The organism is Paenibacillus sp. sgz302114 (genome assembly GCF_056120345.1).
The window spans coordinates 218,715-241,161 of the sequence record NZ_JBVYOI010000006.1 but is presented as its reverse complement, the minus strand read 5'-3'; the positions used below and the strand labels follow the sequence as shown (position 1 = coordinate 241,161).

Sequence of the window (22,447 nt, the reverse complement as noted above, 5' to 3'; positions counted from 1 at the left end):
TCCAGCCAGGTCAGCCGACCCGCCGCGCATAATCCTGGGGCTGGATGGGCAAATCAATCGTAACGGTCGTGCCAAGACCTGCCGTGCTGTCGATGCGCAGCACGGCTTGCCCGCCGAACAGATGCTCAATTCGCTGCTTCGAATTCGGCAGCCCGATATGACGAAGCCCCGGACTGCGGCGGCTCTCGCCTTCCTCCCATATGGAAGCGAGCTGTCCATCCTCAATGCCGATGCCGTCATCGGCAATCGTAATGATGAGTCTGCCGTCGCGAGCAGCAGCGCTTAAACGGATAACACCGTTCTCATCCTTCGGGCAGATGCCGTGAAAGATCGCATTCTCGACGAACGGCTGAATCAGGTTGCGCGGAATGCGGCAATCCATCGCCGCATCGTCAATCGCCCACTCCACCTCGAACATGTCCGCGTACCTGTAAGATTGAATGGCCAAGTAGTCGCGCAGCAGCGCAAGATCCTCCCGAAGCGGGATGAACGACTGCGCCCCTCCCATCTTGACCGCATCCTGCAAAATCCGAATGAACGAGCTGACCATCCGCACAATATCGTCATTGCCTTGTTTTTGCGCCATATAGATGACCGCATTAAGCGTGTTGTAGACGAAATGCGGGTTCAGCTGGGTTAGCAGCAGCTCAAGCTCCATCTCCTTCTTCTCCTGCTCGTAGCGGATCGATTCCTCTAGATGGACGCGAAGCTGGTCGATCATCCGGTTAAAACCGACACCGAGCTTCTCGATTTCATCGCCCGTATGAATCGTCACGGACGTCTGCAGATTGCCGCTTGAAGCAGCGTTCATCGCATGATACAGCTGCATGATCGGCCTTGTAATGCGGAAGATCGCCGGCATCATGAGCAGCAAGATTAGCGCGGTGCTCGTGAGCGTGAAGATGCCGAGCAAGTAGATGATAATGCTCGCCCGATCGACCAGCGAATGGCGCGAGGTGAAGGAGACGAGCTTCCACCCGTTGCCGGCCATCCGGTCAACGAGCATATAGCCGCCTTGCGTTTTATGCTGCGTCTCGCTCGCCCTAAGCTCGGCTGCATCTTGAAGGAGCTGCGCGAAATTGACTTTGAGCTCCTTCGTCGGCTTCTTCTGGAACAGCACATGGCCTGCGTTGTTTATCCAGACGAGCCCGTCCAAGTCCGCGCTGCCGAAGCTAAGCTGCGAATCAAAATCGCTGTAATCGAGATTTACGATGAGCTCGCCGATGACGCTGCCGCTTATTTTCTCGATATTGCGCACCTTGACGATGTAGCTGATCGTTTTGCTGTCGGTTGCGGGTCCGAAGAAGATCTGATGCGGCTCGGTGAAGCCGCTCGTCTGATTCTCGGCGCTTGCAAAATTCTGATACCACGGCTCCTTCATCCGCCGGGAGAAATAATCGTCGTACTTCGATTCGCTCCAGAACGTTTCGCCGCTTGGCATGACGAGAGCGAAGCTGGTCACTTCTTTGCGCAGCCCTTTGTAATCGTTAAGGAAGTTAAATGTATTCTGCAGCAGCATGAATTGATCGAATGTATCGGCAGAATTATAAGTTTTATAGAACGTTTGCAGCTGATTCGATATGATAAGAGATGACGCGAATTGCGTAATATCATCGGACATATATTGCAGCTGTCTGGCGGTCTGGCGAAGCTTCGATTGATCGTCATGAATCATCTGCTTGACGAGAATCGTCTCGTAATAGGAATAGGTGAACCCGCCCGAGAGCAGAAAGCTGACGACGGCAACGATAACGATTCGTTGAAAAATAACCGAGCGCAGGCTTCTCATCGGCTGTAATCCCCGCTTCGGTATTGATGGGGCAGCGTACCCGTCAGCTTCTTGAACACTTGGCTGAAATGCTGCGGCGAGCGATAGCCGACAAGTGTCGCCACCTCGGTCATCTTCGTATCTCCATGACGCAGAATGCGCTTCGCATGGTGAATGCGATGTTCCGTTAAATAATCGAGAAACGTGCGGCCTAGCTCGCGTTTGAACAGCTGGAACAAGTAAGAGGCGCTGATCTCGACGGCATCGGCGACAGCGTCGATGCTGATATCTTCGCGATAATGCGCGTGGATGAATAGAATTGCTTTTTGCAGCTTATGCGAGAGGCTCCGAGCTTCTTCAGGTGCGGTGCACAGCTCGCGAAGCAGGCAGACGAATCGGGCTTGAATGTCCCGGGTGCTATAGGCTGCATGGTACGACTCTGTGTCGAAAGGGTCGATCTCGAGCAGCCCTCGCTTCACGCGGTGCTCGTTAATAAGTGCAGTTAGCCCGCGCACGGTATGATAGAGGCCGCGCAAGTTCCAGACCGGCTGGGAAAGCGGCGCGAACACCTTGCTGATAACGCTTTCAATTTGCTCCGAGCCATTGGCACGTTCAAGCAGCAGCTCTGATACTTCATGCAGCCGTGCTGATGAAGAGCTGTGCGCAAAGCTTATGTCTTGTTGAGCTGATGGCAGCAGCTGCGGAAGTGGCAGCTCATCCGCATAGACGGTTGCCTGCGGGCCGATGAAGACGGCATGATGCAGTGCGGCGGTTATTTTGTGATAGGATGCAGGGAGCGACGCAACTGCCCGTTCGTCCGCTTCACATGTATAGCAGATGGAGAAGCTTGCGGGACAAGTCTGGCTCAGCTGCTCGCGGATCGCTTGCAGCAGCGCATGGAATGACTCGCGCATCGGCGCGGCGATAGCGCTCTTCAGCGAGAACAGCGCAAGCGATTGATCCGCGTTCAGCGGGAAGGCGCCGGCGAGCAGCCAGCCGCTGTTCTCGGCGGAGCCGGTCAGCTTCTGCTCCCAGGTGAGCCGGGGCAATGGCGCAGCTGCGACTGCTGCCGCTGCTGCCGGGACAGCCGAGAACGGGGTGTCGCTATGGAACAGCGCCATCGCATAGGGAGGCTTCAGCAGCAGGGGAGCGCCACCCGGTTGAGCGCTGCTGCCTGCAAGCGTCGCTGTCGCTCCAGCCGTTCCGGTCACGAGTGCTTTCAGCTGCTCGCTGCGTTGAATGGCGCGCTGCGCTTCCTCAGTCTCCCATGCTTCTTTCGCCTTGTTCACCTCAAGCAGCAGCTTCTCGCTGTTTACTTCATGCTTGATGAGATAGCTGGACACGCTGCCGAGCGAGATCGCCTTGCGGGCGTACTCGAAATCCTCATAGGCGCTCATAACGATAAACTTGACGCCGAGCTTCCGCTCGGTTGCGGCGTGGATCAGCTCCAAGCCGTCCATGACGGGCATACGAATATCGACAATCATAATCTGCGGGCGAAGATCTTCGCATAATTTCAAGGCGCTGCGGCCGTTTGTCGCTGTCGCTGCGATGTGGAAGCCGTGTGCCTCCCAATCTAGGAGGCTCTTCATATGCTCGGTAGCGATACGTTCATCGTCGACCAGAATGATCTTCATAGTGTAACCTCCATGTACAGGAAGATGATGGCTCTATTATACCTGAGCGCGTAGGGCCGGTAGAAGAGCAGTGTAGAAATGCAACCAAAAGTGTAGGTTTCTTATATTTCAGCGGCGTAGGTCTTCGATTTATATTGAAAGCGGATACAAAAACGATCGCTAGGGGGAGATTCATCAATGTTGGAACCGAAATGGATGAAGCGAGTTGGCGCGGGATTGTCCGCGGCCATGCTGATCGGCTTGCTTGCAGGCTGTGGCGGAGGCAGCGGCAACAGCTCGAACGGAAATACGGCAGCGAATGATTCGGCAAGCGGGAACGGGGCAGCAAACAATACAGCTTCAGACAATAATGCTGCTGCGGCAAACACCGGAAGCAGCGCCGATAAGACAGAAGGCGAGTTCGTCCTGTGGACGTGGGAGCCTGAGCACAAGACGGCACTGGAAGCTTTTAACAAGCTGTATCCGAATATTAAGGTGAAGAGAGTCAACGTATCCGCTGGCGATGTGACGAAGAAGCTGCAAACGACGATCGCATCGGGCGGCGAGCTGCCGGACGTCATTCGGATTGAAGCAGGGCAGAAAGCGAAAATATTCGATATGAACGTGCTGGAGAACCTCGAGGACGCGCCGTACAACACAGATAAAGGATTACTGTTCGACTATGACATTAACGCCTTCTCGGTAGACGGTCATCTCGTCGCTATTCCGGACGACATGAGCATTGCCGGTATTGCCTACTTGAAGCCGCTGGCGAAGGAGTACCTCGGTACCGATGATCCGAAGCAGCTGGAAGCGATGTTCCCGGATTGGAACGCCGTTATCGAGAAGGGCAAGGAAGTCGTCGCAAACAGTGGCGGCAAGGTGAAAATGTTCCCTGGACTGGGAGACGTCTATACGGTGCTGAGAGGACAGCGCTCCGGTCCGTTCTTCGACGGCGATAAGATGAATACGCCTGTGCTCAAGCAGCTGCTGACCGATCTCGTCAGCTTCCGCGATTCCGGCATCGTCGATAAGCTCGACCAATGGACGCCGGCATGGAACGCAACGTTCGCGCAGTCCAAATATATGTTCGCGATGTCGCCGGTCTGGATGCCGCAATATGTTATCGGTGCGAACGATAAGGCAGAAGGCCGTTGGGGTCTGATGGTTCCTCCAGCTGGCGGTTACATCACAGGCGGCTCCTCGCACGGCATTCCGAAAGGCGCGAAGAACGCAGCTCTTGCGTGGAAATGGATTGAGTTCACATCGATGTCGCAGGACGGCGCGACCGCGCAGAAGCAGGACGGCGTATTCACGCACTTCAAGCCGGCCTATGATGATCCGGCGTTTACGAAGTGGACGTGGCCGAGCTTCGGCAATCAAGATATCGGCGAGAAGTACTTCAAGGATATATCCGAGACGACCAAGGCCGTTCCGGAGAACGTTAATGACCTTCTTCTGAATGATGTCATGAACATTGTGCTGCAGACGCTATCCAAAGACAATTCGTTTGGCGTCGACCAGGCTTTCGACAAGATCAAGACGGAGCTTACGGCGAAAGCGCCAAACATTACATTCGAATAAGGCCGCATCGAACGGGCTAACCAACTTAAAGACCAAAGAACGGCTGCGTATCTCCCGGGCTGTTCTTTGGCTTCTTTATCAGGAGCGTGAATAATGGATACTGCAAAACGCAAATGGGTTCCGTATTTTTTCCTATCCCCCTACTTGCTGTTCTATATGGCGTTTGGACTCATTCCGATTATTTTCTCCTTCTACGTCAGTTTAACGAGCTGGGACGGCATCAGCAGCAAGAAATTCGTCGGCTTCGCGAACTACAAGTTTCTATTCAACGGGGATTCGTATTTCTTTAAATCAATCGGCAATACGCTGATGTTTATCGTAATGACGCTGCCTTTGCAGCTCTTATTCGGGCTGCTCATTGCAACGCTGCTCTACAGCCAGTACGTGAAGTGGCGGGCGTTCTTTCAGCTCATTAATTTTCTGCCTTATATCGTGACGCCGGTAGCGGTCGGCTTGATGTTCAATCTGCTGTTCGACTGGCAGGCGGGCTTCGTGAACAAGGTGCTGATTCATTTGGGCATCATTGATGAAGGCATCTATTGGCTCGGCGACCCCGTGTACGCGCGCCTCATTATCGTGCTGATGATGTTCTGGAAAGGCTTCGGCTACACGATGATTTTCTTCCTCGCGGGGCTTGCCAACATTCCGAAAGACTTGAACGAAGCGGCGCAGGTCGACGGTGCATCCGGCTTCCGCAACTTCTGGTCGATTACGCTGCCGCTGCTGCGGCCTGTCATTACGTTCATTGTCATTACGGGCATTATCGGCGGATTCCAGCTGCTCGAGGAACCGATGCTGCTGCTCGGCGGCGCGGGCATGGGTTCAAGCAGTGCGGTCATCGGCGGCCCGGACCGCTGCTGCCTGACAACGGTATGGAATATGTATGACACAGCTTACGGAAGCACGACGAGATATGGGCTTGGCGCCGCAATCGCGTATGGGCTATGCGTCATTATCGCGGTATTCTCGTTCATAGGCGTGAAATTCCAGAAGGGGGAAGAGGAATGAATAGATCGCTCCGCACGACGCTTACGACTTCGACGATTGCGCTGTTCTCCTTGTTTGCCCTTCTACCGTTCTACATTATGATCGTGATGGGCACGTATCAGAATGAGGAGCTTTTTCAGAAGATTGTGCTGGTACCGGGTCACTACTTGATGGAGAACATCAAGACGGTGGCAGAGAGTCGGTTCGACCTCGCGTATTTGAACAGCTTCATCGTCTCGGCGGCGAGTACGGTGGTGTCGGTGTTCGTGAGCTGCTTTGCAGGTTTTGCGTTCGCGAAGCATGAGTTCAAGTACAAGAAGCAGATTTTCTCGGGTGTGCTGCTTACGATGATGATTCCGGGTCAGCTTGGTCTTGTCGCTTTCGTTATTGAGATGCGGTACATTCATGTCTCCAGCACGCTGCTGCCGCTCATTCTGCCTTGGGTTGCGAATGCGTTCGGTATCTTCTGGATGACGCAGTTTATGAAGGGGGCAATCCCGACCGAGGTGCTGGAGAGTGCGCGGATTGACGGGTGCTCGGACATCGGCGTATTTTTTAGGATTGTTGTAGCATTCATCTACCCGGCGATTGCGACGCTGTCGCTGCTCGTCTTCCTCTGGTCGTGGAACAACTACTTGCTGCCGTTAATTATTATTAACAAGCCGGAGCTATACACCATTCCGCTAGCGATTACCTCGCTCGGCAATGCGTATCGGACCGACTTGGCTGCGCAAATTCTCGGGCTGACGCTCGGGACGATCCCCGTGCTGATTCTGTTTATTTTTGGCTCGAAAAGCTTTATCCGAGGGCTGACGGCAGGTTCGGTGAAGGGTTGATCGGGTGCGAACGGGAAAAACAAATGAGAGTCGGCAAACCCGACTCTCATTTGTTTTTTTATGTGTTCTCGCGATATCGAGAGTCACTCCCTCTCAGGCACGCTGCTTCCAAGGGTTCGAGCGGCGGATCAGATACAGGATGGTCCACAGCAGCAGAAGCGCGGTTACCGGATGGATCGCAGCAAGCGCCCGTGCATCCAGGTTTACCGAGATGTATTGAAAAATAATAAACAAGTACAGGACGGCAGACAACGTAATTGTACGCCAGCCCAGGCGTCCAAGCGCTGCGAAGATGATCATGATGATAGGTATGAATTCGAAGTAATGAATGAAGGACTTATGCATCGACCAGTCGCCGTTATCGAATATGGCAAGACCGGCGAGGAAGACTTGAGCGAACAGGGATGCGGCGAATAGCCATGCCAGTACATAATAGATAATTGCAGAAGTGCGTTTCATAGTGGCTTCAACTCTCCTTAGCGTTATTTTGGATTTTTGCGTTTACCGCCAGGTTTCCATATGGATAGAATAAACATCGCGATGAGGGAAACGGTTTGAATGATGATTCCGATCCATAGCGAGATATGATTCACGTTAAAACTCGCCGCGCTCCAAGCGGACAGACCTTCAGCGTCAATGCGGTTCATCCCATGCAGCGTCCATTCGTACAGCCCATACAGCCCAATGCCGATAGCGAGCAGCGTCAGCGCTTCTTTGGCAATAATCCAGTAGTGGCGGAACAGTCCCCAAGAGGTCCATACCGACAGCATAATACCGGTTACGGTCGTGCCGATTGTGGATGCCCGCACGCTTGTCCTCGCGAGCAAATTCATGATCGAGTAGCACGCTTGCAGCACGGAGCCGCTGTCCGTCACGGATGCCGTCAAGGCAAGGATGATGAAGACGACTTGCACGCCGAACATAATGGAGGCGAAGAGGATGTGGAGAAGCAGCAGAATCCTTCGCTGCATTAAAGATATTTTGTTCATCGGATTAAAGACCTCCTACAGATTAAAGCGGTAGCCAACGCCCCAGATCGTCTCAATGTATTGCGGAGCGGACGGGTCGCGTTCAATCTTCTCCCGCAGCTTGCTAATGTGGACGGTGACGGTCGCATGATCGCCGAGCGCATCCAGTCCCCATATCCGTTCGAACAGCTCCTCCTTGCGGAAGACGCGGTTCGGATTGCTGACGAGGAAGAGGAGCAGGTCATATTCCTTCGCTGTAAAAGCAACCTCCGTCTCGTTCACATAGACGCGATGCGACTTCCGTTCGATGCGGATGCCATGCAAGGAAAGCTCATCCCGCCGCCATTCGCCGCTTCCGACGAGCCGGTCGTACCGCGCCAGATGTGCTCGCACTCGTGCGACAAGCTCGCCGAGTCCGAACGGCTTCAGAATATAATCGTCGGCGCCGTAACCGAAGCCGCGAATCTTGTCTACTTCCTCTTTCCTCGCAGAGACGATCAGTATCGGCAGATTGCTTGCTTCGCGTACTCTCCGGCATATCTCGTAACCGTCCTTGCCCGGAAGCATGAGGTCGAGCAGCAGCAGATCGTACTCGCCCTCCAGTGCAAGCGCAAGCCCCTGGTCGCCGTGGCACGCTATATCGGCTGCGAAGCCGCTCGCTTCCAGATAATCCTTTTGCACCTCGGCAATGACGGGATCATCCTCGATAATCAATATCCGCTTCTTCACAGCTGGTCTCCTCTCGGTAATTCATGATCCGCGTCTTCTACTAGGAGGGGTAGCTTGATCGTAATGCTTGTTCCCTGACCGACTACGCTATGCGCCTCTACCGTTCCGCCATGCTCCTCAATAATTTGCTTCACGATGGTCAGCCCGAGCCCGCTGCTTCCGGCTTCTGTCCGGCGCGATTGCTCCGCGCGGTAGAACCGGTCGAACACAAGCGGCAGCGCTTCGGCCGGAATGCCTGTGCCATTGTCGGTGATGCGAATCGTGACCGCCTCCGCCGCTTCGCTGTCTGCAATCATCGCGAAGCGAAGCTCGCGCGGCTCTTGTTCCATATGCGCGAGGCTGTTGCCGACAATATTGAGCAGCGCTCGGTTCAGCTTCTCGCGGTCAGCTCGAATCCAAGCGGGCTTGCCTGGCTCACCGCTGTTCTCGTACACCAGCGCTATACCTGCCATTCGAGGGTCGTGGCGCAGCTCATCGACTGTCATCTGCATATATGCTGCGGCATCCAGCCGCTCCCAATTGAATGGCAGCTTGCCAATATCGAGTGTCGAGTAGAGCAGCAGCTCCTCGATCATCCGGTTCATATCGCTCGTCTTGCTTGCGATCATATCTACATACTTGCCGCGCTTCTCTTCTGTATCTGCCACGCCACCTTGCAAACATTCAACACAGCCTTGAATGCCCGTAATCGGCGTCTTCAAATCGTGCGAAATGTTCGCGAGCAGCTCCTTGCGGCTCTGCTCCAGCTGCAGCTGTGCGCCGATGGAAGCTTGCAGCCTCACCCGCATCTCCTCGAATGATCGGCTGAGCTGGCTGATCTCATCCTGCCGATTAAGCGGCTGCAGCTGCAGTCTGTGCTCCAAATTGCCCTCGCGGATATGGCTCGCCGCATCCTTCAATGCGTAGAGCGGCTTAATGATGCTGCGCGACACGAAGTAGGTGAGCAGGCCGTTCGTCAGAATAAGCGTGCCGACAAGCGTCAGCAGCACAGTCGGGAAGAACCGACGGAAGAAGCGAGCAACCGGCTCCATATCCGATACAATGACGACCGTTCCGGGCTGACCGTCCGCTGCCGTGAAAGCGATCTGGTTCAGGCTCAGCTTGCTGAAGTCGTCGCGTTTCCAGGGAGGTCCCCACCCGGCATCGCGACCGTGTCCGTTGCTGCTTTTATCCTCTGCGAGCAGCTGCTTTACCTCATCCGCATTCAACCCTTGAGAAGTATATGCAGCTTGTCCGCCGCCGTTCAGGACAAGAAGACCGGCATCGGCTTTCGCCAGCTCCGCCGCCGTCTCTTGGAGAAAAGCCTCATCCCCGAGCAGCTTCGGATCATGCTGGGCAACGAACAGCAGCCCTGACGTCACTTCGCTCCGGCCATCGAACAGATTGCGTATCGCCGCGAACGGCACGCCGCTCTTGCCGCCAACCGGTTCAGCACCGGAATCCCTCATGAACGCGCTCGCTGCGAGCAGTACAGTAAGCACTAAGAGTAGGGCTGGAATTGCAATCATGGCGATATAGGAGAGCACGAGTTTTTTTCGGATCGACATTAGGCTCACGCCCCTTTCTTCCTCTATTGTATAGCCCAGCTCTAAACAGCTTCTAAACCAATTCTAAAAAAAGCGTAAAATACAGGTTCTAACAAAAACTAAATGCTTTTTCCATAGTAATCAAACATCTGTTCACTATAGTTAAACTAACCAAAATCTAGTTTAGAAGCAAAGGGGAATCACAGTTATGAACCGTCCTTCCATTCTTCAGCGCCTTACATCACGGAAAATCGCCACGAAGCTGATGATCTCTACGCTCGTCATTTCGTTGCTTATCGTTGTTTCGATGTCGCTGGCGCTGTTTATTCCGAACTCCTCCGTGTTCCGGGATCAGATCAACGACAAGCTGGCGCTGCAGACGCAGACGCTTGCGGCACAGCTGGATGAAGATTTACAGCAAAAGCTTGCTAAGGTAGGAGCGCTTGCTAGCATAGGTGTCCTGAACGGGACCGATCTCCAGAAGCATCAAGCACTTATTACAAGCTTCTCCAAACAGAACCCGGATCTCGTCGGGTCAGCGTTCTCGCTTGATCCGACCGGCAAAGTCGGATATAACAATGCAGGAATGCAGGTTGATTATTCGGCTGTTCCAGTCTTGAAGCAGGTATTTCAAGGCGAACAGGGCATTGGGAGTCCTGCGGCTCCAAAGATTGACCCGACTAAACTGATCGTTCCGCTAGTGTATCCGTTAATGAATAACGGTAAGGCAGTAGGCTTCTATGCTGCCGGTTACGATATTAATGCTGCGACTAAAGATATTAAGGAAGCCAAGATAGGCGACACCGGCTACGCGGTCATGCTCGGCAGCGGTGGCATCATGGTCTACCATCCTGACGAGGCGCTTCGAATGAAGAAGACGGTCTATGACCTGAACGTTCCTGAGATAATTGCAGCTTATGAGTCAGCGGAGGCTGGTAAGGATACGTCTTATACCTACACCTTTAAAGGGATTAAAAAGATCGGGTATGCCGCTAAGACGAAGAGCGGCTTCGTTATCCAAATGGCTGTTCCGGAGAAAGAGCTGCTGGGGCCGATCTATTCCATGATGAAAACGACTATCGTAACAGCGATTATCGTGATGCTGGCTGCGCTTGTGCTCGTCTATTTCTCTGCCAGAGCGTTGGCAAGACCGATCTTGTACATCTCCGATATGGTGAACGTATTTGCGAGAGGCGATCTTCGGCCGCGGCTGAAGGTGAACTCGAAGGATGAGCTCGGCATACTGGCGGATCACATCAACGAGATGGTGGATTCCTTGTCATCGACAATCGAGCAGGTGACTTCCGCGTCGGAAAGCGTCGCAGCATCCGCGCAGCAGATTACGGCGAGCACCGATGAAGTGGCCAGAGGCAGTGTCAGTCAAGCCGATCGTTCGCGCACGATGTCGCATGTGTTCGAGAGCTTGGAGAGCTCGATCCAACTCGTCGCTTCAAGCGCGCACAGCGCTAAGAAGCTGTCGCAAGAAGCGGTCGAGATCGCAAGAGAAGGTACGGAAACAATCAGCTTATCGATTGATAAGATGGAGCGTGCCAACACTCAGATGGAGCTGCTCGAGAGCGACTCCAAGAAGATCGGCGACATTATTGAAGTAATCGACGGTATCGCAGAACAGACGAATCTGCTTGCCTTGAATGCGGCCATTGAAGCGGCTCGTGCGGGTGAGCAAGGAAGAGGCTTCGCAGTCGTTGCCGATGAAGTACGCAAGCTTGCGGAACGAAGCAGTGAAGCGACGAAGCAGATCGGCGCGATTATTAAGAACATGCAGGATAACGCCGCTCGCAGCGTACATGCGGTTGGCGAAGGGGTTGCGCAGTTCGCGCAAACACAGCATTCATTCGACGGCATCGTGACGAAGGTGAACGATACGTATCAGATGGTCGGAGAGATTACCTCCTCGAGCGAGAATCAGACGAAGCGGGCGTCCGAGATGCTGATCGAGATCGAGTCTGTTGCGGCGATTAGCGAGCAAGCGGCGGCAGCGGCGGAAGAAACAGCCGCAGCCTCTCATGAATTAGCCACATTAGCTGTGAGGCTGCAAGGATCGGTGGATACGTTTAAATATTAAGCTGGATGGTGACGGCTCGCTGCATGCTGATGCGGCGGCCGTTTCTTTTTGCTTACGGGCTTGTGTCGGACCTCCTATTTATGCTATAAATTAGGTAGAATTAGCACTCGGAAGCTTAGAGTGCTAAACCATATTGAGCCATGAATTGGGAGGGTATTACAGCCAATGATCAAGCAAGAATTTAAAGCGGAATCCAAGCGTCTGCTCGAAATGATGATCAACTCCATCTATACGCAGCGTGAAATTTTTCTGCGGGAGCTTATCTCCAATGCCAGCGATGCCATTGATAAAATTTACTACAAAGCATTAACGGACGATAACCTCGTCTTCAACCAAGCGGACTATTATGTCAAAGTGACCGCGGATAAAGAAAATCGCATCTTGACGATCTCCGATACAGGGATCGGCATGACGCAAGAAGAGCTCGAGAATAACCTCGGCGTTATCGCGAAGAGCGGTTCCCTCGCTTTTAAGAAGGAGAACGAGAGCAAGGACGGCCACAACATTATCGGGCAGTTCGGCGTCGGTTTCTATGCGGCGTTCATGGTTGCGGACAAGGTGACGGTGACAAGCCGCGCGCTTGGCAGCGATGAAGCGTTCAAGTGGGAATCCGAAGGCGCGGACGGTTATTCCATCGAACCGAGCGAGAAAGCCACGGTCGGCACCGAGATCGTGCTGCATATCAAGGCGAATACGGAAGAGGACAATTACGACGAATTCCTGGAGGAATACCGTCTGCGTTCGATTATTAAGAAGTATTCCGACTTCATTCGTTATCCGATTAAGATGGACGTGAAGGGCCAGCGTCCGAAGGCGGGCAGCGAAGCAGCAGAAGGCGAGATGCCTGAGCTGGAGTCGTATGTGGAAGAGCAAACCGTTAACAGCATGGTGCCGATCTGGCGCAAAAATAAAAGCGAGCTGAAAGCCGAGGACTACGAGCAGTTCTACCATGAGAAGCGTTACGGCTTCGATAAGCCGCTGAAGCATATTCATATTAGCGCGGACGGCGCGGTCGTGTATCAGGCGATTCTGTACATTCCGGAAAGCACGCCATTCGACTACTACACGAAGGAATATGAGAAGGGGCTGGAGCTGTACTCGAACGGCGTCCTGATCATGAATAAGTGCGCGGACCTGCTGCCGGACTATTTTAGCTTCGTGAAGGGTATGGTCGATTCCGAGGACTTGTCCTTGAACATCTCCCGCGAAATGCTGCAGCATGACCGCCAGCTGACGCTTATTGCGAAGAATATCAAGAACAAGATTAAAGGTCAGCTGCAGAGCCTGCTGAAGGACGAGCGCGACAAGTACGAGACGTTCTATAAAGCGTTCGGCAGACAGCTGAAGTTCGGCGTATACAGCGACTACGGCATGAACAAGGACTTGCTGCAGGATCTGCTGCTGTTCCACTCCTCGAAGGAGAGTAAGCAGGTGACTCTGGATGAGTACGTCTCCCGCATGCCGGAGGATCAGAAGTTCATCTACTATGCGACAGGCACTTCAATCGAGCGGATTGAGAAGCTGCCGCAGACGGAGCTAGTGCTTGATAAAGGCTATGAGATCCTCTATTTCACCGACGATATCGACGAGTTCGCGATCAAGACGATCATGAGCTACAAGGAAAAGCAGTTCAAGAACGTATCGAGCGGCGACCTTGGCATCGAGTCGGAAGCAGATGATGCGACGAAGGATGCGGAAGAGAGCGGCAGCAAAGTATTGTTCGAGCAAATGCAGACGCTTCTCAGCGGCAAAGTGACGAAGGTGAAGGCGTCGAAGCGTCTGAAGAGCCATCCGGTCTGCCTCACGAGCGAAGGCGAGCTGTCGATCGAGATGGAGAAGATCCTCGCGGCGATGCCAAACAACGAGGATGTCAAAGCCGACAAAGTGTTGGAGATCAACGTGAACCATCCGGTGTTCCAGTCGCTGAAGGACGCGGCGGAGAAGGATGCGGAGAAGCTGAACCTGTATACGCAGCTGCTGTACAACCAAGCGCTGCTCATCGAGGGACTGCCGATTCAGGATCCAGTTGCATTTACGAACGACATTTGTAAAGTGATGGTATAGTTTGAGAGAACGCAAAATCGCCCGCTGCTTGGTTTGAGCAGTGGGCGATTTTTTGTTTGGTGAGAGGCAAAGTTAGCGTTCCCCGATTTGCATAGGTTACCCAATGCAAAGAGCCGCGATTGAATATCGCGGCTCTGTTGCTTTTTTTCTCATCTTAACTGACGAAGTTACTGCAGCGTCCCGCCATACGGGAACTGCGTCGAATAGCCGTTGAACTGTTGATACGCCTGATCGAGCTTCTGCTGCTCCTCGGCCTCAAGCTTGTAGTGGCCTTTGCGGAACATCACTTCGAATATCTCGTGCTGGCATTGATGGGTCTCGTTCAGCACGGTCATAATGTCTTGATGCAGCGATAGATGGCTCGCTTCCCGGGCGGCGATGCCGAAGCTGTCGGCCAAGTACTTCTCCGTCGCCAGTACGTCGTTAATCCGGTCACGGTCGGATAATTCGGGTCCCTTCACCTGCGGCTCGTAGGGAGGCTTCGGATTGGCGATCGTATTATTATTGTTCGGACTCATGTTGAAGACGCTCCTCCTTTCTAATGCTGCTGCGGCACTTGCTGCATCTGCGCGGTATTGTTGTTCTGCAGATGCTTCAAGAGCAGCTTGTAATGGCGTTCATGCATTTGGCCTGCTTTATTGATGGCCTGCTTGATCTCGGGATCTGAGCATTCATTCGCAAAATGGCTGCATTTTTTCATGGCGAGAATAAGCCACGATAACTGATCTTTCACATAGAGCGTGTCCTTGACTGTCATCACGTTTGGCGGCGTCTGCATACTTGCAGTTTGCTGCTGGGTTTGCGATTGCGTTTGTTGCAATGAAGTGACCTCCTTTGCCTATTGTCCTGCTTAGCTTACCGCAATCCTGATGAAATTAACCGCGGTGACTTCTCTTTGTCCCCATCATTTGCCTTGGTAGATTTGAACGCTTTTAAGCTTCCTTTAAGGTTACGTCCTTATAGTAGTTGGAGCGCCTCGCACGGCTACTAAAATGATGATAGTGAGGAGATGAATGCGTGGAGCAACAGACACAATTATCGAGACAAACACGTTTAAATAGATCGCATGCGCCTAAGCTAAAGCCTGTAAAACCTAAGCGTTTGAAGCGCAGAATGATGCAGCTGTTCATGCTGTTAATCGTCTTCATTCTATTAGGAGGCGGATGGTTCTACCTGACGCCGTCGGGCTCGAATCTGCGTTATATGATGGCAGATACGCTTATTACGAGCCAGCACCGCTACTTGGCGAAGTACCTCATTGGCCAGGAGGAGCTGGACAAGCGGGTCGCCGATTATAACAAGAAGTTCGACCAGATGGCGGATGTGAAGGACAATCACAACATCAATTTGGCGGCTCATCCAGAGGGTAGCGTAGAGATTGAGCCCATCTCGCACAAAACCTTCAAAGGCTACCTCATGTATGTGCACGATCCGAAAATGATCCGTGTCGTCACAACGAACATTGTTGGCGAAGGGGAGCGCGTACTAAGCATGGTGAAGCGCACGGGTGCGATTGCCGGTGTGAACGGCGGCGCATTCGATGACCCGAACTGGGAAGGGAACGGCTTCAAGCCGGCCGGTATCGTCATGTCCGGCGGTAAGGTGCTGTACAAAGGCAATGGCATGAATGCCAAAGTGAATGTAGTCGGCATTGATAAGAATGGCCTTATGATTGCAGGTCGCTATACGCCGAACCAGCTGGTTAAGATGGGCGTCTCCGAAGCGGTAACGTTCCAGCCGAAGTTTATCGTGAACGGCAAAGGGCTTATTAAGAGCGAAGCCGACGGCTGGGGCATTGCGCCTCGTACATCAATGGCGCAGCTGAAGGACGGCACGATTGTATTCGTCGTGATCGACGGTCGTCAGCCGGGCTACTCGGTCGGTGCGACACTGTACGATGTGCAGAACATTTTGCTTGAGAAGGGCGCTGTAACAGCAGCTAACCTCGACGGTGGTTCATCGACCGTTCTCGTAAAGGACGATCAAGTCGTCAACAAGCCGTCGAGCAAATACGGCCCGCGCTACTTGCCTACAGCCTTCCTCGTGTTCGACCATCCAGATCAGGTGAATGCCTTGAATATCTGGAGCGGGATCAATATGAACAATTTTGATTCCTCGAAGAAACGGTCACACAGCAGTGACGCAGCTTAATCGCTTCCCATCCACCTAATAGAACGAGCATCTGACCGGCAACGGTCGGGTGCTCGTTTTCTTTTTGGAACCGTGGAGCCGCCAAGAGGACGAATACAGCCGTTTCAACTTGTCTCGGATAAAATCACCCCTTCAGGCACATAGTAAATGGTGCTCAAGTGGAAAAACAGGAGGAACAAGAGTGGTTGTAAGTTGGCGGTTATTCGCAGCATTGCTGTGCATCATGCTGTTATGCGGCTTCGACAGGCCGGCGAAAGGGCGCTCATTCTATGAGCAAAGAGGCGATATTATATGGGAGCTGCCGATGGCGAAGAAGGACATCGCGCTCACCTTTGATGATGGGCCGTCCCCGAAAGCGACAGAAGAGATTCTGGATCTTCTGAAGGAATACAATGCGAAGGCGACCTTCTTCGTGCTCGGTCACCGAGTAAAGCAGTTTCCGAACATCATCAAGCGCGAAGTGGCTGAGGGGCATGAGGTCGCGAATCATACGTTCCATCATGTCTTCTTCACGAACGGTATTAAGGCGGTAACGGTACAGAAGGAGATTGTAAGCACGGAAGACTCCTTGATTGAGCTGACTGGGCGCAAGCCGCAGCTGTTTCGTCCGCCAGGCGGATATTACAACGAGCAGACGGTTGAAATTGCGAAGAGGCTTGGCTATACGACAGTGCTCTGGTCTTGGCATCAGGATACGGAGGATTGGCGCAGTCCGGGCGTCAGCTTTATCGTACGGAAGGTGCTGAACAATGCGCGGAGCGGGGATATCGTGCTGCTGCATGACTATGTGACGGGCAATATACATACAGTTAAAGCATTGCGATTGATTTTGCCGGAGCTTGCTGAGAGGGGGTTTCGGTTCGTGACCGTATCGGAGCTTATTCATGATAAGGCGAAGGAAATGATGAATATGGGAGAAGGCGGAATGACTCATGGAACCGAAGTACACCCGTGAAACACGATGTTTTAAAGTATCGCGCGTATTTCCGACAGACGTGAACAACCATGACACCTTGTTTGGCGGGAAGCTGATGTCATACATCGATGACATCGCATCGATCTCGGTATCGAAGCTATGCCGCTCGGCGGCGGTTACGGCTTCAACGGATTCTGTCGACTTCCTGCAGCCGATTCGCCCTACTGATTCAGTGTCGCTCGAGTCATTCATTACGTGGACGGGAACGAGCTCGGTCGAAGTATTCGTGAAAGTCATTCGCGAGGACCTCCAAAGCGGCGAACGCAAAATCGCAGCGACCTCGTTCCTAACCTTCGTCGCACTCGATGAGCTGGGCAAGCCAACGCCTGTCCCGCAGATTGTGCCGGAGACCGAGGAGGAGCACAAGCTGCACGAAACGGCAGAACAGCGGGCGCTCATGCGCAAGCACCGCCGGGAGGAAAGTAAGAAATTCGCAGATTATTTGGTTACGAAATATCCGTGGGAATAGATGCGAGGAGCCTGGGCATCATTGCCGAGGCTCTTTTTCTATGTCCGCTCCTCCATGAACAATTTTTCCTTCGTTTACACCCATCTACTTACCTGTTAATTTGAAACGGTTCGACAGTGTTCAATCTTAAAAATGGACACAAGGATATAAAAAATGATCCGTATAAATCCTGAAAGCGCTTCATGTATAGTGTATATAGTTCCTTATGGGGGGTGAGGCGGATGTCAGCAAGTCATGCGCTCTTCGCTGGAAAGCATCAACACACGCGAACAGTCGAAGAAGTATCAGCATTGTTGAAACGTTTCTACTTAGTTGAGAAGGAAATAATGAGAACTCTCGGCGGTTTCCTAATCAGCGTAACGAACTGGGAGCTAAATAAAGATTTGCCGCATCACTTATGGCAGGATTCGCTTCGGGCCGACGCGCTTCGCACGCGCATTATGGAACTGCGTTATCCGCGCCGCGATGTGGACGGCAATCACGATCCGCAGCTTAGCCGATTGCTGTCGCTCCTCATTCGCTGCCAAGGCGATAACGAGCTTCTGGCAGGCGTCTACGACGTGGTGAAGCAAGAACTCATGCAGCAATATCAGATTTATCTGCAGCAAGCGGATCAGCTTAGCGATGCACCGACAATTGCCTTTATGTGGAAGTTCCCGGAGCAGATTCAGTGCCAGATCGATCAAGTAAGCGAGATTCGGAATAAGCTGCTGCCGAAGGAAGACGTAAGTGAGTGGAGAAACGCCATTCGCACCTATTTGCAAGGTATTGGTGGCATTGTTGGAAACGGTGTCACAGGTGAAGAGTCGATGGCTGCTGAAGCGGCTGATGCATGGATTATCGCGAATAGGCAACCCTACAAGATGCCGGCGAAAGCCGCGCGCGATCCGAGATTCGTCCCGGCGCCATGCTCCATCCCGCCGAAGAGAGCCGAATCCCCGATTGAAATTCAAGTGCTGCAGGCGATCTATCATCTGACCGAAATATGGGCGGCGGAAGCGCCAGGCCTTGCGATTTGGACGTGGGACGACATGCCGTGGGAATTTTACCTTGATCTGTCCCGCTGGGCATACGACGAGTCAAGGCATGTGAAGATGGGTGAGCTGAGGCTGATCGAATGGGGCTTCGACATCGGTATAGACGTTCCGGTCTACGAAGAAACGTACGCATCACAAGTGACGAATGGCGGTAATGAGCTAGACCTCATGGCGCTGCTGCACCGATTCGAGATTGATGGTCCAGCCAACCGTGAGAAAGCGAAGCAGGAGTTCGAGCAATTCGGCGATCTGCAAACCGCACACCACATTGACTATGATTGGGCGGATGAAGCCATTCACCTGAAATATGGTCACAAGTGGCTCATGCACCGCTTTGATAATGATTATGAGAAGATGCAAGAAGTGATGGAGAAAACACTCGCTTGGTATAACCAGTACGTTGAAGATATCAACAAAGTATGGGATTACGAGCCGTTCCTGTCGCGGATTGCAGATAAAATGAAGAGGATTGAGAGCGATTACAATGAGCAGCAATAATCGCGTAACCATACAAGCAACAGGTGTGTCGTTTGAGGTCGCACCGCGTGAATTCATCCTGGACGCTGCAATCAAGCAGCAAGCCAGCATTCCATATTCCTGCCGTAACGGCACGTGCCGGACTTGCATCAGCACGGTCGTCGATGGAAAAGTTGAACAACACGATGTCGAGGATTGCTTGATCTCGCCAAGCGAGCTTGCAGCGGGCCAGCGCTTGATCTGCCTGGCAACTGCGTCCGGCGATGTCGTTATTGAACCGCTTCGCAAACTTCCGAAGAAGCTTGCCGTTCAGTCTTAAGCAGTAAACAACTAAAGTTCAGGTAATCCTAAGCAAGATTACAATAAGTTTAACAGGGGGATTAAGATGAAAAAGCATTACGGCATTAAACTTGCATCGCTTACTCTCATTCTTTCGTTATCTGTATCGCTGGCAGCATGCGGCAACAATAACAGCAGCAACACTGGAAACACTGGAAACACTGGCAGCAACAGCGGTTCGTCAAACAATGGTAATGAAACGACGGATGTTTCGAAGCTGCTTGATGCGAACGCAGAGCCTGCGAAGGATCCTTTCGGTAAGTTCTCTCCAGCGATTGAAGTAACGACAGTTCACACGGACAACGGCGTCGCGAAGAACGCGCCGGACGGTTCAACGATCGAGAAGAACATCTATACGCAAACTTGGGAAGACAAGCTTGGCATCAAGCTGAAGTATAACTGGTCTGCGCCGAACTCCCAGGCTGAAGAGAAGATGAACCTGATGATCGCATCCGGCGACCTGCCAGACTTCTTCTACGTATCGCCTTCGCAATTCGAGAAGTTGGTATCCACAGGCCAGCTCGAAGACATGACGGAAGAAGTGCAAGACTACGCGACAAAATATATGAAGAAATACCTGACAGGCGATTACCAAGGTCTGCTTGAAAGCGTGACAAGAAACGGTAAAATCTACGGTATCCCTAACGGTATGACATACCATGACCAAGGCAACATGCTCTGGATTCGTGAAGATGATCTGCAGAAAGCAGGCTTGTCCGCTCCGAAGTCGGTAGCAGATTTGGACAAGATTCTCGAAGCATTCAAGAAAAACGATTATGACAAGTCAGGCAAAACGTTGTATCCGATTCCGCTTGCCGATGCAAACCTGAACTCCACAAACTGGGGTATCGGCGCCGCGTTCTTCAATATGTTCCACTCCTACCCGGATATCTGGATCAAGAACAGCAAGGGCGAGCTGGAGAACGGTATGTTCGGTGAAGAGTCCCGCGAGAATACGCGTAAAGCGCTTCTGAAGCTGCAAGAGTACTACAAGAAAGGCTATATCCACCCAGACTTCGCAACACTCGATGACACGAAGTACAACGAGCAAATTGTGAACGGCCAGTCGACAGTTGTGTTCGGCGGCATGTGGGATTCTTGGTGGCCTCTGAACCAAATTCTTGAACAAAAACCGGATGCAAAATGGGAGCCAGTTGCCATTCCTTCCGCTGACGATCAACCGGGCAAGTCTTCGGTTACAGCAACGATGCTGCTTGGCGTAAACGTAGCGAAGAAGGGCGTTAAGAACCCTGAGGCGCTTGTGAAGATGGAGAACCTGTTCCACGACCTGAACAACAATCCAGAGACGATGCAATTCGGCAAATATAACACGGATCCTAAGAGCGGCTTCGGCTGGTTCCAACTGTACCCGATGCACGTGTACAACCCATCGTTTAACTACGAAGGATTCCAGCAAGTTCAACAAGCGCTCACAGACGGTCAAGGCGACAAGCTGCCTGAAGCGTACAAAACGTTCTATGATCAAGCAAAAGCTTACCAAGACAAGAACGACAAAAATGGCTTCCCTCCTTACCTGACTTACACAAGCAAAGGTAGTGAAGGCGTAGTTGACCAGTACATCAAAGAGAAGCGTTTCGAAATGAATGAGTACACTGATATGCCTACGCAAAATATGCTCGACAACGCTCCAATCATCAAGAAAGCTTGGGATGTTATGTTCCTGAATGTTGTTAAAGGCGGCGACATCAGCGGCTACGACGACTTCCTGGCACAATACGATTCGCTTTACGGCTCTGTAGTAAACCCGGAAGTTAACGACTGGTTCAAAGCAAAAAACAGTGAATCCGTTCAAACTTGGTTCGACGAGAAAAAATAATTCATTTAAAGGCATGAAGAGTGCGGATGATCATGCATCCGCACTCTCTGGTCTTTAACGCAATTAAAAGTAGTAAGGAGCGAGCTTATGAATGCATTTAAAATTCCTAGGAAGCAGCTAGCGCTGTATCTCATGCTGATTCCCCCGGTTGTTGTGTTGTTTATATATGCCTACCTCCCAATGCTCGGGGTTGTCATGGCGTTTCAACGGTACCAACCGACACTCGGCTTCTTTCATTCCGAATGGGTTGGGTTCGATAACTTTAAACGTCTGTATCACATCCCGGATGTAAAGCAAGTTATAGCTAATACGCTCTTCATCGCTACGATGAAAATCATTATAGAGACGTTAGCTGCGATTACGGTTGCAATTCTGCTGAACGAGATTATGTCGAAAGTATTCAAACGCACGGTTCAAACGATTATTTATTTCCCGTACTTCCTATCTTGGGTTATTCTCGGCGGTATTTTCCGCGACATGCTCTCCCGTGAGGGCCTCATTAACACAATGCTTGCAAAGTTCGGCGTTGACCCGATTATTTTCTTATCCAAGGCATCATGGTTCCCGTATATTCTTGTAAGTACTGAGACTTGGCAAATTACCGGCTTCGGTACGATTGTCTTCTTGGCTGCCATTACGACAATCGATCCGACGCTTTACGAGGCCGCTGTTATGGACGGCGCAAGCCGTTGGAAACAAACGCTGCATATTACGCTTCCAGGCATGAAGTCGACGATTGTATTGATGGTTACGCTTAGCCTTGGCTACATTCTTAACGCAGGCTTCGAGCAAGTGCTTATGTTGTATTCTCCGGCCGTGTATAAGTCAGGCGATGTTATCGATACTTGGGTATACCGTATGGGTCTTCAGCAAGCCCAATATTCACTTGGTGCTGCAATTGGCTTGTTCCGTTCAGTGGTCAGCTTAGTTCTGATTACCGTATCGTACTTGATTGCCCGTAAAATATCGGATCATCGCATTTTCTAGGAGACAGGAG

The 22,447-nt window shown here is 52.2% G+C and carries 20 protein-coding genes; 12 read left to right on the top strand and 8 right to left on the bottom strand.

Features of this window, described 5'->3' with window-relative positions; genetic code table 11:
* Positions 1–10 precede the first annotated feature (10 nt).
* On the bottom strand, positions 11–1,789 hold the full coding sequence (locus AC0LWF_RS17580) for a sensor histidine kinase (protein ID WP_474652840.1): 1,779 nt from the start codon (positions 1,787–1,789) through the stop codon (positions 11–13).
* Positions 1,786–3,405: a helix-turn-helix domain-containing protein gene (locus AC0LWF_RS17575; RefSeq protein WP_474652839.1), complete on the bottom strand. Its 1,620-nt coding sequence runs from the start codon at positions 3,403–3,405 to the stop codon at positions 1,786–1,788. Before AC0LWF_RS17575 ends, AC0LWF_RS17580 begins: the two co-directional genes overlap by 4 nt.
* Before the next feature lie 177 nt (positions 3,406–3,582).
* Here AC0LWF_RS17575 and AC0LWF_RS17570 point away from each other — a divergent pair, with 177 nt between their 5' ends.
* From AC0LWF_RS17570 to AC0LWF_RS17560, 3 genes are all read left to right on the top strand, one after another.
* The gene (locus tag AC0LWF_RS17570) at positions 3,583–4,968 is read left to right on the top strand and encodes an ABC transporter substrate-binding protein (RefSeq protein WP_474652838.1); all 1,386 of its coding nucleotides are present in this window, start codon (positions 3,583–3,585) and stop codon (positions 4,966–4,968) included.
* A gap of 93 nt (positions 4,969–5,061) precedes the next feature.
* Positions 5,062–5,976, top strand: coding sequence for a carbohydrate ABC transporter permease (locus AC0LWF_RS17565; protein ID WP_474652837.1), 915 nt, complete (start codon positions 5,062–5,064; stop codon positions 5,974–5,976).
* Entirely contained in the window at positions 5,973–6,791 is an 819-nt protein-coding gene (locus AC0LWF_RS17560; protein ID WP_474652836.1) for a carbohydrate ABC transporter permease, read from the top strand. Before AC0LWF_RS17565 ends, AC0LWF_RS17560 begins: the two co-directional genes overlap by 4 nt.
* Before the next feature lie 93 nt (positions 6,792–6,884).
* Here the strand turns inward: AC0LWF_RS17560 and AC0LWF_RS17555 are convergent, their stop codons facing one another.
* Genes AC0LWF_RS17555 through AC0LWF_RS17540 form a run of 4 tightly spaced genes read right to left on the bottom strand, consistent with a single transcriptional unit; the run spans position 6,885 to position 10,035 of the window.
* Positions 6,885–7,250 carry a DUF6220 domain-containing protein gene (locus AC0LWF_RS17555; protein ID WP_474652835.1) on the bottom strand — a complete coding sequence of 122 codons (366 nt, stop codon included), beginning with the start codon at positions 7,248–7,250 and terminating at the stop codon, positions 6,885–6,887.
* Between the two features lie 23 nt (positions 7,251–7,273).
* Positions 7,274–7,780, bottom strand: a complete 507-nt coding sequence (locus tag AC0LWF_RS17550) for a hypothetical protein (protein WP_474652834.1) — start codon at positions 7,778–7,780, stop codon at positions 7,274–7,276.
* 15 nt (positions 7,781–7,795) lie between these two features.
* On the bottom strand, positions 7,796–8,488 hold the full coding sequence (locus tag AC0LWF_RS17545; protein ID WP_474652833.1) for a response regulator transcription factor: 693 nt from the start codon (positions 8,486–8,488) through the stop codon (positions 7,796–7,798).
* Positions 8,485–10,035, bottom strand: a complete 1,551-nt coding sequence (locus AC0LWF_RS17540) for a sensor histidine kinase (RefSeq protein ID WP_474652832.1) — start codon at positions 10,033–10,035, stop codon at positions 8,485–8,487. Before AC0LWF_RS17540 ends, AC0LWF_RS17545 begins: the two co-directional genes overlap by 4 nt.
* A 187-nt stretch (positions 10,036–10,222) precedes the next feature.
* Between AC0LWF_RS17540 and AC0LWF_RS17535 the strand changes: the two genes are divergently transcribed.
* A complete protein-coding gene (locus AC0LWF_RS17535) occupies positions 10,223–12,100 on the top strand; it encodes a methyl-accepting chemotaxis protein (protein ID WP_474652831.1) in 1,878 nt (625 codons plus the stop codon).
* A 165-nt stretch (positions 12,101–12,265) separates the two neighbouring features.
* Complete coding sequence (gene htpG, locus AC0LWF_RS17530) at positions 12,266–14,164, top strand: molecular chaperone HtpG (RefSeq protein WP_474652830.1); 1,899 nt, start codon at positions 12,266–12,268, stop codon at positions 14,162–14,164.
* Positions 14,165–14,331: 167 nt separating this feature from the next.
* On the opposite strand, the gene AC0LWF_RS17525 is transcribed toward htpG, so the two are convergent.
* The gene (locus AC0LWF_RS17525) at positions 14,332–14,682 is read right to left on the bottom strand and encodes a spore coat protein (RefSeq protein WP_474652829.1); all 351 of its coding nucleotides are present in this window, start codon (positions 14,680–14,682) and stop codon (positions 14,332–14,334) included.
* A gap of 20 nt (positions 14,683–14,702) precedes the next feature.
* Positions 14,703–14,984, bottom strand: a complete 282-nt coding sequence (locus AC0LWF_RS17520) for a hypothetical protein (RefSeq protein ID WP_474652828.1) — start codon at positions 14,982–14,984, stop codon at positions 14,703–14,705.
* Positions 14,985–15,277: 293 nt separating this feature from the next.
* Between AC0LWF_RS17520 and AC0LWF_RS17515 the strand changes: the two genes are divergently transcribed.
* The 7 genes from AC0LWF_RS17515 (at position 15,278) to AC0LWF_RS17485 (ending at position 22,437) form a co-directional block, all read left to right on the top strand.
* Complete coding sequence (locus AC0LWF_RS17515) at positions 15,278–16,315, top strand: phosphodiester glycosidase family protein (RefSeq protein WP_474652902.1); 1,038 nt, start codon at positions 15,278–15,280, stop codon at positions 16,313–16,315.
* Between the two features lie 181 nt (positions 16,316–16,496).
* Positions 16,497–17,270: a polysaccharide deacetylase family protein gene (locus AC0LWF_RS17510; protein WP_474652827.1), complete on the top strand. Its 774-nt coding sequence runs from the start codon at positions 16,497–16,499 to the stop codon at positions 17,268–17,270.
* Entirely contained in the window at positions 17,248–17,760 is a 513-nt protein-coding gene (locus tag AC0LWF_RS17505) for an acyl-CoA thioesterase (protein WP_474652826.1), read from the top strand. Before AC0LWF_RS17510 ends, AC0LWF_RS17505 begins: the two co-directional genes overlap by 23 nt.
* 221 nt (positions 17,761–17,981) lie before the next feature.
* Positions 17,982–19,295: a DUF455 family protein gene (locus tag AC0LWF_RS17500; RefSeq protein WP_474652825.1), complete on the top strand. Its 1,314-nt coding sequence runs from the start codon at positions 17,982–17,984 to the stop codon at positions 19,293–19,295.
* Positions 19,282–19,593: a 2Fe-2S iron-sulfur cluster-binding protein gene (locus tag AC0LWF_RS17495; RefSeq protein WP_474652824.1), complete on the top strand. Its 312-nt coding sequence runs from the start codon at positions 19,282–19,284 to the stop codon at positions 19,591–19,593. Before AC0LWF_RS17500 ends, AC0LWF_RS17495 begins: the two co-directional genes overlap by 14 nt.
* Positions 19,594–19,659: 66 nt before the next feature.
* Positions 19,660–21,450 carry a type 2 periplasmic-binding domain-containing protein gene (locus AC0LWF_RS17490; protein WP_474652823.1) on the top strand — a complete coding sequence of 597 codons (1,791 nt, stop codon included), beginning with the start codon at positions 19,660–19,662 and terminating at the stop codon, positions 21,448–21,450.
* 87 nt (positions 21,451–21,537) lie between these two features.
* The gene (locus AC0LWF_RS17485) at positions 21,538–22,437 is read left to right on the top strand and encodes an ABC transporter permease (RefSeq protein ID WP_474652822.1); all 900 of its coding nucleotides are present in this window, start codon (positions 21,538–21,540) and stop codon (positions 22,435–22,437) included.
* Positions 22,438–22,447: the final 10 nt, after the last annotated feature.